This window comes from Bradyrhizobium sp. Leo78, assembly GCF_059512425.1.
Map to the genome: position 1 here is coordinate 47,255 of NZ_JCAMOT010000018.1, position 15,472 is coordinate 62,726.

The 15,472-nt window shown below is 64.2% G+C and carries 15 protein-coding genes; 6 read left to right on the forward strand and 9 right to left on the reverse strand.

Annotation, left to right across the window (positions count from 1 at the left end; genetic code table 11):
* Positions 1–3: 3 nt before the first annotated feature.
* Together AC5ZG1_RS22370 and AC5ZG1_RS22375 are read left to right on the forward strand one after the other, a co-directional pair.
* Positions 4–1,131, forward strand: coding sequence for an ABC transporter permease (locus AC5ZG1_RS22370; protein WP_496134107.1), 1,128 nt, complete (start codon positions 4–6; stop codon positions 1,129–1,131).
* Between the two features lie 97 nt (positions 1,132–1,228).
* On the forward strand, positions 1,229–1,570 hold the full coding sequence (locus AC5ZG1_RS22375; RefSeq protein ID WP_496134108.1) for a hypothetical protein: 342 nt from the start codon (positions 1,229–1,231) through the stop codon (positions 1,568–1,570).
* A 9-nt stretch (positions 1,571–1,579) separates the two neighbouring features.
* Here AC5ZG1_RS22375 and AC5ZG1_RS22380 read toward each other — a convergent pair whose 3' ends face one another.
* On the reverse strand, positions 1,580–2,386 hold the full coding sequence (locus AC5ZG1_RS22380) for an enoyl-CoA hydratase/isomerase family protein (protein ID WP_496134109.1): 807 nt from the start codon (positions 2,384–2,386) through the stop codon (positions 1,580–1,582).
* An 81-nt stretch (positions 2,387–2,467) separates the two neighbouring features.
* Here AC5ZG1_RS22380 and nthA point away from each other — a divergent pair, with 81 nt between their 5' ends.
* The 3 genes from nthA to AC5ZG1_RS22395 are packed head-to-tail and all read left to right on the forward strand — an operon-like array spanning position 2,468 to position 4,124.
* Positions 2,468–3,088, forward strand: a complete 621-nt coding sequence (gene nthA, locus AC5ZG1_RS22385) for a nitrile hydratase subunit alpha (protein WP_496134152.1) — start codon at positions 2,468–2,470, stop codon at positions 3,086–3,088.
* Positions 3,085–3,744 (forward strand): nitrile hydratase subunit beta, encoded by a 660-nt coding sequence (gene nthB / locus AC5ZG1_RS22390; RefSeq protein ID WP_496134110.1) that lies wholly within the window; start codon positions 3,085–3,087, stop codon positions 3,742–3,744. The genes nthA and nthB overlap by 4 nt, the downstream gene beginning before the upstream one ends.
* The gene (locus AC5ZG1_RS22395) at positions 3,744–4,124 is read left to right on the forward strand and encodes a nitrile hydratase accessory protein (RefSeq protein ID WP_496134111.1); all 381 of its coding nucleotides are present in this window, start codon (positions 3,744–3,746) and stop codon (positions 4,122–4,124) included. The genes nthB and AC5ZG1_RS22395 overlap by 1 nt, the downstream gene beginning before the upstream one ends.
* Here AC5ZG1_RS22395 and queC read toward each other — a convergent pair.
* Complete coding sequence (gene queC / locus AC5ZG1_RS22400) at positions 4,121–4,837, reverse strand: 7-cyano-7-deazaguanine synthase QueC (protein WP_496134112.1); 717 nt, start codon at positions 4,835–4,837, stop codon at positions 4,121–4,123. The two genes, AC5ZG1_RS22395 and queC, sit on opposite strands and share 4 nt — an antisense overlap.
* 127 nt (positions 4,838–4,964) lie before the next feature.
* Here queC and mazG point away from each other — a divergent pair, with 127 nt between their 5' ends.
* The gene (gene mazG, locus AC5ZG1_RS22405) at positions 4,965–5,795 is read left to right on the forward strand and encodes a nucleoside triphosphate pyrophosphohydrolase (protein WP_496134113.1); all 831 of its coding nucleotides are present in this window, start codon (positions 4,965–4,967) and stop codon (positions 5,793–5,795) included.
* Between the two features lie 78 nt (positions 5,796–5,873).
* On the opposite strand, the gene hflX is transcribed toward mazG, so the two are convergent.
* The 7 genes from hflX to dusB all read right to left on the reverse strand — a co-directional run bounded on the left by hflX (position 5,874) and on the right by dusB (position 15,360).
* Complete coding sequence (gene hflX, locus AC5ZG1_RS22410; RefSeq protein WP_130223412.1) at positions 5,874–7,256, reverse strand: GTPase HflX; 1,383 nt, start codon at positions 7,254–7,256, stop codon at positions 5,874–5,876.
* A gap of 11 nt (positions 7,257–7,267) precedes the next feature.
* Complete coding sequence (gene hfq, locus AC5ZG1_RS22415; protein WP_027578348.1) at positions 7,268–7,516, reverse strand: RNA chaperone Hfq; 249 nt, start codon at positions 7,514–7,516, stop codon at positions 7,268–7,270.
* Between the two features lie 261 nt (positions 7,517–7,777).
* Complete coding sequence (gene ntrX, locus AC5ZG1_RS22420; RefSeq protein ID WP_130223414.1) at positions 7,778–9,148, reverse strand: nitrogen assimilation response regulator NtrX; 1,371 nt, start codon at positions 9,146–9,148, stop codon at positions 7,778–7,780.
* Between the two features lie 16 nt (positions 9,149–9,164).
* On the reverse strand, positions 9,165–11,543 hold the full coding sequence (locus AC5ZG1_RS22425; RefSeq protein ID WP_496134114.1) for a sensor histidine kinase: 2,379 nt from the start codon (positions 11,541–11,543) through the stop codon (positions 9,165–9,167).
* A gap of 191 nt (positions 11,544–11,734) precedes the next feature.
* Positions 11,735–13,177 carry a nitrogen regulation protein NR(I) gene (gene ntrC / locus AC5ZG1_RS22430; protein WP_130223418.1) on the reverse strand — a complete coding sequence of 481 codons (1,443 nt, stop codon included), beginning with the start codon at positions 13,175–13,177 and terminating at the stop codon, positions 11,735–11,737.
* Between the two features lie 9 nt (positions 13,178–13,186).
* Positions 13,187–14,362 carry a two-component system sensor histidine kinase NtrB gene (locus AC5ZG1_RS22435; protein ID WP_130223420.1) on the reverse strand — a complete coding sequence of 392 codons (1,176 nt, stop codon included), beginning with the start codon at positions 14,360–14,362 and terminating at the stop codon, positions 13,187–13,189.
* Positions 14,359–15,360 carry a tRNA dihydrouridine synthase DusB gene (gene dusB, locus AC5ZG1_RS22440; RefSeq protein ID WP_463327460.1) on the reverse strand — a complete coding sequence of 334 codons (1,002 nt, stop codon included), beginning with the start codon at positions 15,358–15,360 and terminating at the stop codon, positions 14,359–14,361. Before dusB ends, AC5ZG1_RS22435 begins: the two co-directional genes overlap by 4 nt.
* Positions 15,361–15,472: the final 112 nt, after the last annotated feature.

A 15,472-nucleotide genomic window follows, 5' to 3' on the forward strand; every position in this document is an offset into this window, starting at 1 on the left:
ACGATGCGCTCCCTCTCCAACATCGTCTGGCTCGGCACCAAGGAGCTGCGCAGCTTTTTCAGCGACTGGGTGCTGCTCGGCTTCGTGATCTACTCATTCTCGCTTGCCGTCATCAGCCAGGCGCAAAGCAATTCACAGGAAGTGTTTCATGCCTCGATCGGGGTGGTCGACGAAGACCATTCGGAATTGTCCCGCCGGATCACGCATGCCTTCCTGATGCCCTATTTCAAGGAGCCGGTGGCGATCGCGCAAGCCGATATCGAACATCTGATGGATACCGGCAAATACACTTTCGTCATCGATATTCCCCCCAACTTCCAACGCGACGTCTTGGCGGGCCGCCAGCCCGGACTGCAGATCAACGTCGACGCCACCGCGATGATCCAGGCCGGCCTGGGATCGGGCTACGCGCAACAGATCATCAATACCGAGATTGCTCAGTTCGTGTCGCAGGTGGAACGCGTGCCGGAATCGCCAGTCGACCTGGCGGCCAGGATCGCGTTCAATCCCAACGTGATGACGGCCTGGTTCTCCAGCGTCATGGGCATCATCTCGAGCGTCACCATGCTCGCGATCATCCTCGCCGGTGCAGCGTTGGTACGCGAGCGTGAGCATGGCACGATGGACCATCTCCTGGTGATGCCGCTGAGCCCGTTCGAGATCGCGATGTCGAAAATCTGGGCCAACGGGTTCGTCATTGCGGTCGCGGTCGGCCTGTCGCTCTATCTGGTGGTCCGCTTGCTGCTGCAGATCCCGATTGCCGGCTCGATCCCGCTCTTCATGTTTGGAGCGATCCTCTATCTGTTCTTCGCGACCGCGATCGGGCTGTTCCTGGGCACTGTTGCGCGGTCGATGCCCCAGCTCGGCCTGCTCTACATGCTGGTCGCCGTGCCCATGAACGTCCTGTCCGGCGGCGCCACGCCGCTGGAGAGCATGCCGCCCTGGCTTGCGACAGTGATGCAGGCGTCGCCCTCGACCCACTTCGTGTCCTTCGCGCAGGCGATCCTCTATCGCGGCGCCGGGCTCGATGTGGTGTGGCCGCAATTCCTTGCCGTCGCCGGCATCGCCTCGCTGTTCCTGGTGCTGTCGCTGCTGCGTTTCCGGTCCACGCTCAGCTCGGCCTCGAACTAGTCATAACGATCACGTTCACGTGCTCGGCCGCCGGCTTGATCTTCGTCAACATCGAACGAGCTTGTCTAATGATGATTGATACGACCGGAGGTCGAACATGCGCAAATTCATCATTTTTGCCGCGCTCGGCGCGGCCGCTTCAATTGCAGCATCACACGATGTGCGCGCGGCGGACGCGGTGCCGAAATTTGACATCGCCAAAATCTGCAAAGCAGAGACGGCTGAGATGGTAGGGATCGGAGAGACCCTGGCGTCCTGCACGAAGGCCGAAGAGCAGGCGCGGACGCAAGTGGCTGGGCAGTGGAGCAAGTTCACGGCGAAGGACAAGGCGGCATGCATCAGCGAGTCCAGCATCGACGGCACGCCGAGCTATGTCGAGCTCCAGACCTGCCTCGAAATGGCCGCTGACGCGCATGCTACGACGGCAGCGCGAAAGTAGCCCGAAGCGCTATCGCCCCCTGAACCGCGGTTTCCGCCGTTCCAGGAATGCCGCCACGCCCTCTTTGTGATCCTCGGTCACGCTTGCCAGCGCGAACTGATCGACATCCATATGGCTAGCCAGATCATCGAGCGCGTGCGCGAGGCGGTTGACCGTGAGCTTTGTCATGGCGACCGAGATCGGCGGCTGCGCCGCGATCTTTGTCGCAAGCGTCATGGCGGCCTCAAACGCCTTGCCGGGCTCGGCCACCTGCTCCACCAATCCCCATTCATAGGCCTCCGCGGCGGAGATGCGGTCGTCGGCGAGGATTACGGCCTGCTTGGTCCGTGCCGGTCCCATCAGATGCAGCATGCGCGGCACGCTCTGCCAGCTCATGTTCATGCCGAGCCCAATCTCGGGCACGCGCATATGGGCATCGCGCGCCATGACGCGGAAGTCGAGCGCAACCGCCAGCGCCACGCCACCGCCGATGCAAAAGCCCTCGATTGCGCCGATCGTGACCTGTTCCATGTCCTGCCAGGCCCGCGTCAGCCGCGGCCCCAGTTTCAGATGCCGGCGCAGCGTGCCGATGTCCATGGTGCGACGCGAACGGCCTTCGGCGTCCTTGAGATCGAAGCCGGCGCTGAAGGATTTTGCGCCGCCCGTGAGCACGACGACGGACGTCGCGCCGTCATCCTCGAAGCTGCGGGCCGCATCGGTGAGCTGGCGCAGCGCTTCCGGCGACAGCGCATTGATGCCGTCCCCGCGATCGAAGCGGACGACCGCGATCCGGCCTTCAGGGCCTAGGCCTTTTTCGATCTTTACGTATTCCGCCACGATTGCCTCCCTGTCATGGTCGAAATGCTAGCAGACTCTATGCCTCGACATCCCCCGGATTCTTCGCCTATCCTCGCCGCCATGAGCGATCATCATCACGACCAGGATCATTCGGAACTGTCCGAGACCGAGCTGCGCGTGCGCGCGCTCGAAACGATCTTGACCGAGAAGGGCTATGTCGAGCCGGCCGCGCTCGACGCCATCATTCAGGCCTATGAGACCCGGATCGGCCCGCACAACGGTGCGCGGGTCGTCGCCAAAGCCTGGACAGATCCGTCGTTCAAGCAGGCGCTGCTGGAGGACGGCAGCAAGGCCGTCGGCACGCTCGGCCATGTCAGCCGCGTCGGGGACCATCTCGTCGTGGTCGAGAACACGCCGCAGCGCCACAACATGGTCGTGTGCACTTTGTGCTCCTGCTACCCCTGGGAAATGCTCGGCCTGCCGCCGGTCTGGTACAAGGCCGCGCCCTACCGTTCGCGCGCGGTGAAAGACCCGCGCGGCGTGCTCGCCGATTTCGGCGTGACGCTGCCGAAGGAGACCGAAATCCGGGTGTGGGACTCGACCGCCGAGACGCGCTTCCTGGTGCTGCCGATGCGGCCCGAAGGCACCGAGGGCTGGAGCGAGGCGCAGCTTGCGGACCTCGTGACACGCGATTCCATGATCGGCACCGGGTTCCCGAAGCGGCCGGGAGCGCCGTCATGAACGGCGTGCACGACATGGGCGGCATGGACGGGTTCGGCAAGGTCGAGCCCGAGCCGAACGAGCCGATGTTCCATGCCGCATGGGAAGCGCGGGTGATGGCGATGGTGCGCGCGATGGGCGCGGCCGGCGCCTTCAACATCGACACCTCGCGCTATTATCGCGAAGCCTTGCCGCCGCACATCTATCTCGCGAGCTGCTATTACACGAAGTGGCTGCTCGGGCTCGAGGACCTCTTGCTGGACAAGGGGTTCATCGCAAAAGACGAAGTCGCGACGGGCCACGCGGTGCAGCCGCCAAAGGCGCTCAAGCATGGCAAATTCGAGCTCGATGACGTCGAGCGCGTGATGGTGCGCGGCAAGTTCGGCCGCACGGCGCCGGCGCCCGCAAAATTCAAGGCAGGCGACAGGGTGCGCGCGAAGAACATCCACCCCCTCACGCACACGCGGCTGCCCCGCTATGTGCGCGGCCGTGTCGGCGTGGTCGAGCGCGACCATGGCTGTCACGTGTTTCCGGACTCCGCCGCAATGGAAGCCGGCGAGAACCCGCAGTGGCTCTACACCGTGGTGTTCGACGGGACCGAATTGTGGGGCCCGGAGTCGGATCCGACCGTCAAGATTTCGGTCGACGCCTTCGAGCCATATCTGGAGCGTGTGTGATGGACAGCGCCGCAGCCGCGCGCGCCACCGCCGCCGTGCCGAGCATCCCGCGCGACGATGACGGCCCGGTGTTCCGCGAACCCTGGGAAGCGCAGGCCTTTGCGATGGCGCTAACGCTGCACGAGCGCGGCTTGTTCACCTGGAACGAATGGGCCGCAGCCCTCGCCGACCAGATCAAGCGCGCACAGGCGGAAGGCGATCCCGACACCGGCGAGACTTATTATCGCCACTGGCTCGCGACGCTGGAACATCTCGTCGCCGAAAAAGGCGTCACCACTGCCGCCACCCTCCACCGCTACCGCGACGCCTGGGATCACGCCGCCGACCGCACCCCACACGGCAAGCCGATCGAACTGCGGCCGGAGGATTTTGCGGGCTAGCGTTGGGCGGCCGCATACTCCCGCCATCCCCTCTCCCGCAGCGTACACGCCGGGCATTCGCCGCAGCCGTAGCCCCAGTCGTGCGGCGCGCCGCGGTCGCCGAGATAGCAGGTATGGGAATGCTCGCGGATCAGGTCGACCAGGCCGGTGCCGCCGAGTTCATGAGCGAGATTCCAGGTTTCGGCCTTGCTCAGCCACATCAGCGGCGTGTGCAGTTCGAAATCCTTGGCCATGCCGAGGCTGAGCGCCGACTGCAGTGCCTTGATGGTCTCGTTGCGGCAATCGGGATAACCGGAATAGTCAGTCTCGCACATGCCACCGATGATGTGGCGGATGCCGCGGCGGTAGGCCAGCGCGGCTGCGAAGGTGAGGAATACGAGGTTGCGGCCGGGCACGAAAGTATTGGGCAAGCCGTCCGCGCCCATCGCGATCGCGACGTCACGTGTTAGCGCGGTGTCGGAAATTTCGGCGAGCGTCGGGATTTCCAGCGTGTGACTCTCGCCCAGCTTTGAAGCCCAGTCCGGCCGCAGCGCCTTGATGCCGGAGATCAGCCCCTCCCGGCATTCGAGTTCGATCGCGTGGCGCTGCCCATAGCCAAAACCGAGCATTTCGACGCGCGCAAAATGCTTGAGCGCCCAGGCAAGGCAGGTGGTGGAATCCTGCCCGCCGGAGAACAGCACCAGCGCGATTTCGGACGACAAATCTTCGCTCATGGCGCGCGCTTTAGCACCGCCAGCGATGGCGGCCAACCGGTGGAAATCGGCATATTTCAGCGTGTTCCGCTGGGATCGGCCGGTCGCTTACGGCATAAAGCGGGACAAGCAGAATTCTGGTGGCCGCATGACCCCTTCCCGCGACATTTCACGCCTCATCGAGATCATGGCCGCCTTGCGCACGCCGGTGACCGGCTGCCCTTGGGACCTCGAGCAGAACTTTGCGACCATCGCCCCTTACACGATCGAGGAAGCCCATGAGGTGGTGGATGCCATCACCCGCGGCGATCTCGACGATCTCAGGGAAGAACTCGGCGATCTGCTGTTGCAGGTCGTGTTCCACGCCCGCATGGCGGAGGAGCAGAACGCCTTTGCGTTCGGCGACGTTGTGGAGGCGATCACCAGGAAGATGATCCGGCGGCATCCGCACGTGTTCGCCGACAAGGACGGCAATCTCGCCCCCTCCCACGTCAAGGAAGTCTGGGATCGCATCAAGGCCGAGGAGAAGGCCGAGCGTGCAGCGCGCCGGCCGCCGGAAGAGGCCGGGCACAAATCGTTGCTTGCCGGCATCAAGGCCGGCCAGCCTGCCCTCACGCGCGCGATGGAGCTGCAGCGCAAGGCCTCGACCGTCGGCTTCGACTGGAACGATCCGCGCGCGGTGTTGAAGAAAATCCGCGAGGAGGCTGACGAGATCGAGGCCGCACTCGACGGGGCCGATGCCGATGAACTGGCGGAAGAAACCGGCGACCTCCTATTCGCGGTGGTCAATCTCGCGCGGCACGTCGGCGCCGATCCGGAAACCGCACTCCGCGGCACCAACGCCAAATTCGAGCGCCGCTTCGCCTATATCGAGCGCGCGCTAGAGGCGAAAGGGCGTTCGCTGCAAGACGCATCTCTCGAAGAGATGGATGCGCTGTGGAACGAAGCGAAAGGTGCCCGTAGCCCGGATGGAGCGTAAGCGAAATCCGGGGTTCTTGCGTTTGGCTCGACCGGTCCCGGATTGCGCTGCGCTCCATCCGGGCTACGGGGCTTCCGCTCACATCACATGCGGCACGGCATCGAAGCGTGACACGACGATATCGCGCTTCGTCTCGTCGACGCGCACGGTCATATCAAAGCGGCCGTCATGCAGCTTCTTGTCAAGCACTTCGGAATTGCGGTGCAGCCAGCTAATGCCGGCGCCGTCGGAGGCATCGATCGACAGGTCCAGCGTCATGCGCTTTGCCGCCAGCCGATCCTCGATCGCGGCGAGCAGTTCGTCGACGCCCTCCCCGCTCCAGGCGGAGACCAGGAAGGCCGGCCGCTCCGGCGGACGGCGGGCGGCGATGTTGCGCAAATTCGCGCGCTCCTCGGGATCGAAGCAGTCGATCTTGTTCCAGACTTCGATGATGCGCTGGCCGCCGTCGGCATCGGGATCGATCCCGAGCTGGCGCAGCACCGCCTCGACGTCGCGCTCCTGGGCCTCGGCATCGTCATGCGAGATGTCGCGGACGTGGAGGATGAGATCGGCTTCCAGCACCTCTTCCAGCGTGGCGCGGAATGCCGCGACGAGCTGCGTCGGCAGGTTGGAGATGAAGCCGACGGTATCAGACAGCATCGCCTTGCCACCATGCGGCAGATGCAGCGCACGGAGCGTCGGATCGAGCGTCGCGAACAGCATATCGGCGGCCTGGACATCGGCACGGGTCAGCCGGTTGAACAGCGTCGACTTGCCCGCATTGGTGTAGCCAACCAGCGCCACCACGCGGTACGGCACACGCTGGCGGCCGGCGCGGTGCAATCGCCGCGTCGCCTGAACCTTCTTCAGCTCGCTTTCGAGCTTGGTGATGCGCTCGCTGATCAGCCGCCGGTCGGCCTCGATCTGGGTTTCGCCGGGGCCGCCCATGAAGCCGAAGCCGCCGCGCTGACGCTCCAGATGGGTCCATGACCGCACCAGCCGGCTGCGCTGGTAATTGAGATGCGCGAGCTCGACCTGCAGCGCGCCTTCCCTGGTCTTGGCGCGGCGGCCAAATATCTCCAGGATCAGGCCGGTGCGGTCGAGCACCTTGGTGTTCCAGGCCTTCTCGAGGTTGCGCTGCTGGATCGGCGACAGCGCGCAATCCATCACTACGAGCTCGATATTGTGCCCGGCGACGAGGCCGGTGATTTCCTCGACCTTGCCCTTGCCGAGATAGGTCGCCGGCCTGATCTGGCTGACCGGGGCAATCACGCTGTCGATCACCGTGAGGTCGATGGCGCGGGCAAGCCCGGCCGCTTCCTCGATCCGGCCCTCGAAATCGCGGACAGAGGCCTCCGTTTGCGCCTCGGCCTCGCCGCGGCGCATGCGCATGTACGGGCCGACGACAATCACCCGGCCCGTCTCAACTCCCTCCGCCGACCGTGGCCGGTCGGCGGCCCCTTCACGATTACGGGGCTCCAATCAGTTCACTCTCACCCCTGTGTATCTTCACCGCCTTCAAACAACTGGATCGGTGCGCCCGGCATGATGGTCGAGATCGCGTGCTTGTAGACAAGCTGCGAATGACCGTCGCGCCGGAGTAAAAGGCAGAAATTGTCAAACCAGGTGACAATGCCCTGCAGTTTAACGCCGTTCACCAGAAAGATCGTCAGTGGCGTCTTGGTCTTACGAACATGATTTAGGAAGGTGTCTTGTAGATTTTGAGCGCGGTCTGCCGCCATTTTTGTTGTCCCGCCGTCTTGTGGTTCTTCTTATTGGAATGTTGGAACCGGTTGGAGCCCTCTGACGGAGCCTTTCCCCGGTTGCCGGCCTATCCTGAGTTCCCCCTCTGACAGGCTCGGCGGTAGGATTAGAGGGCAGGCCCGCCCATTAGGCAAGCCGGTTGACGCGCCACCCATGAACAAGAATCGGCAATTGCCGCAAAAGCATGGGGAAAAAAGCGATCATTCCCAGTCAATTGCATGGATCTGCGACCGGTTGGCTCAGCCGACCCCCAAGGCCTTGAGCTTGCGATGGAGCGCGGAGCGCTCCATCCCGACGAACTCCGCCGTGCGCGAGATATTGCCGGAAAACCGGCTGATCTGGGCGATCAGATAGTCGCGCTCGAATACCTCTCGCGCCTCGCGCAGCGGTAATCCCATGATGTGCTCGCCATTGCTGCTGGTCGGCATCGCCGGCACCATCGAGCCGACGTCCTGCGGCAGCATGTCCGCGGTGATGATCGCCTCCGGGCCGCCGCCGGCCAGAATCATCACCCGCTCGACATTGTTGCGGAGCTGGCGGACGTTGCCGGGCCAGACATGGGACTGCAGCACCGCCATCGCGTCCTGGCCGATCTGCCGCTTCGGCAGGCCGGTCGCCGCCGAGATCTGGTCCATGAAATAGTCGATCAGTTCGGGAATATCCTCGCGACGCTCCGACAGCGGCGGCACCCGGATCGGCACCACCGACAGGCGATGGTAGAGATCCTCGCGGAAGTGGCCGGCCGCGATCTCCTCCTCCAGGTTGCGCGCCGTGGAGGAGATGATCCGGACGTCGACATGGACCTTTGCGGTGCCGCCGGAGCGTTGAAACGTCTGGTCGACCAGCACGCGCAAGATCTTGTTCTGGGTTTCGCGCGGCATATCAGCGATCTCGTCGATGAACAGCGTGCCGCCATGCGCCTCTTCCAGGGCGCCCGGCTTGCGCGGCTGCTCACCATTGGACGCCTCGACGCCGAACAGCTCGACCTCCATTCGCTCGGGCGTGATCGCGGCCGCGTTGATGACGACGAACGGGCCGTCGGCGCGGCTCGATGCCTGGTGCAGCGTACGCGCCACCAGCTCCTTGCCGGAGCCTGCCGGCCCCACGATCAGGATGCGGCTGTTGGCCTTGGCGGCGCGCTCGATGGTCTGGCGTAACTGGTTCATGCAGGCGGAGCGGCCGGTCAAAACGCTTGCAGTTGGAGCCTGTTGCTTGAGTTCTTTCACTTCGCGCTTGAGACGCGAATTCTCCAGCGCCCGGTTGGCGACCAGGATCAGCCGGTCCGACTTGAACGGCTTTTCGATGAAGTCATAGGCGCCGCGCTTGATCGCAGCGACCGCGGTCTCGATGTTGCCGTGGCCGGAGATCATCACCACCGGCAGGTCGGCATTGTCCTTCTTGATCTGCTCCAGGAGCTGCAGCCCGTCGAGCTTGGAGCCCTGCAGCCAGATGTCGAGGAAGACCAGATGCGGGCGACGGTTGGCGATCTCCGCCAGCGCCGAATCGCTGTCGCGCGCGGTGCGCGAGGAAAAGCCTTCGTCTTCGAGGATGCCGGCAACGAGGTCGCGAATGTCTGCTTCATCGTCGACAATCAGAATGTCACTTGCCATGGGTTACACCTGCCTGTCAGTCGCCTGTCGCTGCTTGGATTTTCGCTTGGATATTGGTCGTGGATGCCGGGTCGCTGGTCGCGGATGCCGGCGGATTTTTTTCTTCGTCCCGCGCGCTTGACTGCTGCGACTCGGGGCCGGTCGCCGGAGGCGGCTCCTTGGCCCCCGCGTTCGGCGGCTGACCGGAGACGGCGAATCGAAGCCGCATCCAGGCACCGCGCTGGCCGGGACGGAAGTCGGAAGCATCCTTGAGCTCGATGCGGCCACCATGGTCTTCGAGCACGCGGCCGACGATCGCAAGCCCGAGCCCGGTGCCCTTCTGGCGCGTCGTGACATAGGGCTCGAGCAGACGCGCGCGCGCGACCTTCGGCAGACCGATGCCGTTGTCGATCACGTCGATGATGATCTCCTCGCCCTCGCCCTCGCGCTGCGCGATGACGTCGATCCGCCCCTTGCCCAGCTCTTCCGGCGGCACCTGCTCGATCGCTTCGGTCGCGTTCTTGATGATGTTGGTCAGCGCCTGCGAGATCAGCCGGCGATCGAACTGCGCCCGCATCGGGTCCTGCTTGATATCGGCCTCGATATCGAGCTCGGGGTGCGCGACCTTCATCAGGAACACCGCCTGCCGCACGGTGTCGGCGACATCCTCGCCTTCCATCACCGGCTTCGGCATGCGGGCGAAGCGCGAGAATTCGTCGACCATGCGCCTGATGTCGTCGACCTGGCGCACGATGGTGTCGGTGCATTGTTCGAAGATGGACTTGTCCTTCTCCTCGGTGATGGTCTTGCCGAATTTGCGGCGGATGCGTTCGGCCGAGAGCTGGATCGGGGTCAGCGGGTTTTTGATCTCATGCGCGATACGGCGGGCGACATCGCCCCAGGCCGAGGTGCGCTGGGCCGAGACCAGTTCGGTGATGTCGTCGAGCGTGATGATGTAATTGTCCCAGGAGTGGCTGGTCTTCTCGGCGGAGATGCGAACCGACAAATTGCGCTCGTGGCCGTCGCGGGTGATGGTGATCTGGCCCTGGACCAGGCGCTGGGTGCCCTCCCTTGCCGTCTTCATCATCTCGTCAAGCTCCGGAAGCACGTCCGAGAGCGGATGACCCAAGGTCTCCGATTCGGCGTGGCCGATCAGCTTCTCCGCCGAGCGATTGAGGGTGCCGACGCTGCCGGACGGATCGACGCCGATGATGCCGGCGCTGGCCGATGACAGCACGGCCTCGATGAAGCGCCGGCGGCTGTCGATCAGTTCGCTGGCATTGACGAGTTCATCGCGCTGGGTCCGCAACTCCTGCGTCATCTTGTTGAAGGTTTGCCCGAGCTGGGCGAGATCGCCTTCCGATCTATGGACCGGAACCTGGATGTTGAGATCGCCGGTCGACACCTGATTGGCGGCGCTCATCAGACTGCGGATTGGCGACACGAGCCAGTTGGCGAAATTGAGCCCGATCAGCACCGACGCGACCAGAATGGTCAGCGCAATCACCGCAAACACCAGCGCGAAGGTCACCTGGATGCCGAGCCTCTGCGCTTCGATCGCGGCATATTCGGCAGCGCTGGCCTGGGTCTGCTTGAGCTGGGCAACGATGGTCGGATCAAGTAGACGCGCCACGTACAGGAACGTGTCGTCATAAGCCCGCAGCCGGACCACGGACGCGACATAGCTTTCGGGGAAAACCGAGATTTCCGGCTCGGTCTCGTTGATGTTCTTGAGAATTTCGAGGGGTGGTAGTGCGTAGTTCAGACGACTACCGGTATCGGCGCTGTCGAGGACGTTGCCGTCCTTGTCCAATAGCAGCGCAACCGGCAGATTACGCGCCGCCGCGCCCGCCGTCAGGAGCTGCATGAACGTCATGCGATCCTGGTCATACAGTGGCCTTGCATGGGCGAGGTCGTTTGCCATCCCCAGGACGTCGCCGCGAATGAGCTGCGCATGCTCCTGCATGTAGGCGCCGGCGATCGTCACCGAATTCTGGATCGCTACCCGCGTCGGTCCCGAAAACAGCCGGTCGAGGCCGCGATCGAGCATGACATTGGCGACGATCGCGACCACCACCGCAGGCAACACCGCAATGATGGAAAACAGGCTGACGATCTGGACGTGAAGCCTCGCCGCCGCACGGCCGCGGCGCCGGGCCTGAATTACCTGCCAGATTTCGCGGATGATGATCCCGAGGAGCAGCAGGATCGTGCCTGCGTTGATCAGCAGGAATGAATAGACGACGTGCTTGGTCGGCTCGATCGGAGTCAGCCCCGTCAGCACCACGAAGGTCAGGAACGCCGACAAAAGCGCAACCGCGATGGCAAAGAGCGCCAGCCACTTCGCAAGCGGCAGTGCCCTTTTCTCGGTACGCGATGGATCGAACGGCTGGGCCGTGGTCTCTGGGCTGGTCATTCCGGCAAGGATGAACTGAAGGCCTCAACGTCCGCTGATCGAGCGGACTGATGCAATCATATCACAATGTTGCCGAATTGCGACATTTCCGCGGCGCTTGTTCAGGAATGAACAGGGTTCCACAGCCCTTGTCGGGAAGTTTCGTCATTCCGGGTTCGCGTCGCCGTGTCCCGGAATGACGGATCTCTAGGTTAGCCCCCGCTCCGGTAGACCTGAATATCGAGGTCCCTGATCTTCTTGCGCAGCGTGTTGCGATTGAGGCCAAGCAGGTCGGCGGCGCGGATCTGGTTGCCGCGGGTGGCCGCGAGCGCGGCCGTCAGCAGCGGCACCTCGATCTCCTTGAGGATGCGGTGGTAGAGCCCCGGGGGCGGCACGCCATTCGGGAAGCCGGAGAAGTGCGAGGACAAATAGGCCTCGACAGCGCCGCCGAGATTGTCCACCCCGTGCTGCGTGTTGCTGCCGGAGTTGACGGCCGGCGGGGCCAGTTCGCCATCGATGACGGACGCGGTGATCACATCCTGCGGATAAAGCGCCGCCAGCCGACGTGCGAGGTTTTCCAGCTCGCGGACGTTGCCGGGCCAGCGGTGCTGCTTCAGCCGCTCCAGCGCCTGGGCGTCGAGCTTCTTCGGCGGCAGACCGTCCTTCTCAGCGAGCGCAAAGAAGTGCCTGATCAGGTCGGGCAGATCCTCGATCCGCTCGCGCAGCGGCGGCAGCCGCAGCGGCACCACGTTCAGGCGGAAGAACAGGTCTTCGCGGAACAGGCCCTGCTGGATCAGTATCCGCAAATCCTTGTTGCTGGCGGCGACGATGCGCACGTCGGTCTTGATCGGGGTGCGTCCGCCGACGGTGGTGTATTCCCCCTGCTGCAGCACGCGCAGCAGCCGGGTCTGCGCCTCCATCGGCATGTCGCCGATCTCGTCGAGGAACAGGGTGCCGCCTTCCGCCTGCTCGAACCGGCCCGAGGCGCGGGTATTGGCGCCGGTGAACGCGCCGCGCTCATGGCCGAACAATTCCGACTCGATCAGGTCGCGCGGGATCGCGGCCATGTTGACGGCGACGAAGGGGCCGTTCCGCCGCTTGCCGTAGTCGTGCAGCGCACGAGCGACCAGTTCCTTGCCGGTGCCGGACTCGCCCGAGATCATCACGGTGAGGTCGGTCTGCATCAGCCGCGCCAGCACACGGTAGATTTCCTGCATCGCCGGCGAGCGGCCGACCAACGGGATCGAGTCGAATTCGGAATCGTCGGCGGCGCTCGTCACCCTCTCCTTCGGCTCCGCGAGCGCCCGCCCGACGATGGTGATCAGCTCCTTCAGGTCGAACGGCTTCGGCAGATATTCGTAGGCGCCGCGTTCGGAAGCCCTGATCGCCGTCATGAAGGTGTTTTGCGCGCTCATGACGATGACGGGCAGGTTCGGCCGCATCTTCTTGATCCGCGGTAGCAGGTCGAACGCGTTCTCGTCCGGCATCACCACGTCGGTGATGACGAGATCGCCCTCGCCCTGGCTGACCCAGCGCCACAGCGTCGCCGCGTTGCCGGTCAACCGCACCTCATACCCGGCGCGTGACAGAGCCTGGTTGAGAACCGTGCGGATGGCGGTGTCGTCATCAGCAACGAGAATGCTACCTGCGGGCATTGTCTTTCCTCATCTTGCGTCCTGTGAGGCATGCGATGGCGTACCCGGAACGTCCTCGCGGCTGCTTTGGTCGATTTGTTTGGCGGGGTTGTACATCGGCATCAGTACGCGGAAGGTGGTCTTCCGCGGCTGGGATTCGCATTCGATGATGCCGCCGTGATCGCCGACGATTTTGGCGACGAGCGCAAGCCCGAGGCCACTGCCGGTCTGTTTTGTGGTGACGAAGGGATCGAACAGATTGGGCAACAGGTCTTCCGGCACGCCGGAGCCGTTGTCCTTGACGCAGAATTCCAGCGGTAGCGACACCCGCGATTTCTTGCCGGGCACCGAAAGCCGGACGCCTGGACGGAACGCGGTGGTGAGCTGAATTTCCGCATCGGTGCCGAGATCGGCCACCGCCTCGGCGGCGTTCTTCACCAGGTTGAGGAACACCTGGATGAGCTGATCCTGGTTGGCGAGAACCGGCGGCAGCGACGGGTCGTAGTCCTCGATGAAACGGACGTTGCGCGCGAAGCCGGACTGCGCCAGCCGTTTGACGTGGTCGAGCACCGAATGAATGTTGACCGGGCCGCGGGCGACCGGCCGATCGTCGCCGAACACTTCCATGCGGTCCACCAAGGTGACGATGCGGTCGGCCTCGTCGCAGATCAGCCGGGTCAGCATGCGATCATCGGAGGACGCCTGCTGCTCCAGGAGTTGCGCCGCGCCGCGGATGCCCGACAGCGGGTTCTTGATCTCATGCGCCAGCATCGCCGCCAGCGCGATCACGGAGCGCGCGGCGCTGCGATGGGTGAGTTGCCGGTCCATCTTGTCGGCGATAGTGCGCTCCTGCAGCATCACGACGATATGCCCCGGCCGTTCCGTGACCGGCGCCACATGCAAATCGACCTGGCGGTCGCCGCCGATCCGCGGCGTGCCGAGGTCGACCTTGTATTCGTTGACCGGCGAGCCGCTGGTACGCACCTGGTCGATCAGCGCGAGCAGCGGGCTGCCGAACGGCACCAGTTCCTTCAGCGACTGCCGCTGCAGGAATTGCGTGGAGATTTCGAAAAACGATTCGGCGGCGATGTTGGCGTCGGCGATACGGCCATCCGGCGCCACCAGCAGCACCGGGTTCGGCAGCGCGTTGAGGATAGCCTCGCTGTCGGAGGGCATGCGCCGGCGAGTCTCTGCGGCTGATGTCATGCAGCAGCACTCCATGCAAAATCGTCATAAGCATCCTGAAGCGATTGATGCACACGCGAGGGCTCGTCCGAGGTCAGGATGCTTTGCCGCCAGCCCTTCAGCGTCGCGGCCGGAGCGCGGCTGCAGTGGGCGGCGATCTCCAACGCCCAACCGAGATGTTTTCGCGCATGCTTGAGCCCGACACGGACCCCGTAATGGCTCAGGACAGCATCATAGAGCTCGCGGATATGGCTGAGCTGCTCGGCGAGCGGCGGCGCCTGCTCGGCGATGCCGGTCTCGAGCCGGCGCGCGATCTGCCCGGGCAGCCAGGGCTGCCCCTGCGCGCCGCGTCCGATCATGACCGCGTCCGCGCCGGACTTATCGAGCGCGGTCACCACCCTCTCGAAGGAGGTGATGTCGCCATTGACGACGAGCGGGATCGAGACGGCGTCCCTGACTTCGCGCACAGCGGCCCAATCCGCCTCGCCCTTGTAGAACTGGCAGCGGGTGCGGCCGTGCACCGTCACCATCTGCACACCGGCGGCTTGCGCGCGCCGTGCCAGTTCCGGCGCATTGCGCGAACGGTCATCCCAGCCGAGCCGCATCTTCAGTGTCACCGGCACCTTGACCGCGGCGATCGTCGCTTCGATCAGGCTCGTCGCGTGATCGAGGTCGCGCATCAAAGCGGAACCTGACTGGCCCCCGGTGACGTGGCGCGCCGGGCAACCCATGTTGATATCGATGATGTCGGCGCCGGCGGCTTCCGCGATCCTCGCGCCCTCGGCCATCCAGCGGGTCTCGCACCCGGCGAGTTGGACCACATGCGGCCCGATCCCGGCCGCCTCGCAGCGCAAAAGCGAGATTGCTCTGCCCTGCGCAAGATCGTCGCTTGCGGTCATCTCCGACACGACAAGCCCCGCGCCGAGACTCGCTGCGAGACGCCGAAACGGGGCATCGGTCACGCCGGACATGGGGGCGAGAAGCACCGGGTTGGCGACAGTAATGTCACCTATTTTCAAAGAGTTACGACGCGTTCTTGCGAGGCCGGTCACAGGCTTCTCGTGTTACTGGCGGCAGCCTCATCGCGCCGCTGTCCTCTATTTTGAGCACAATTCTTGTGCAGTCAAGCAT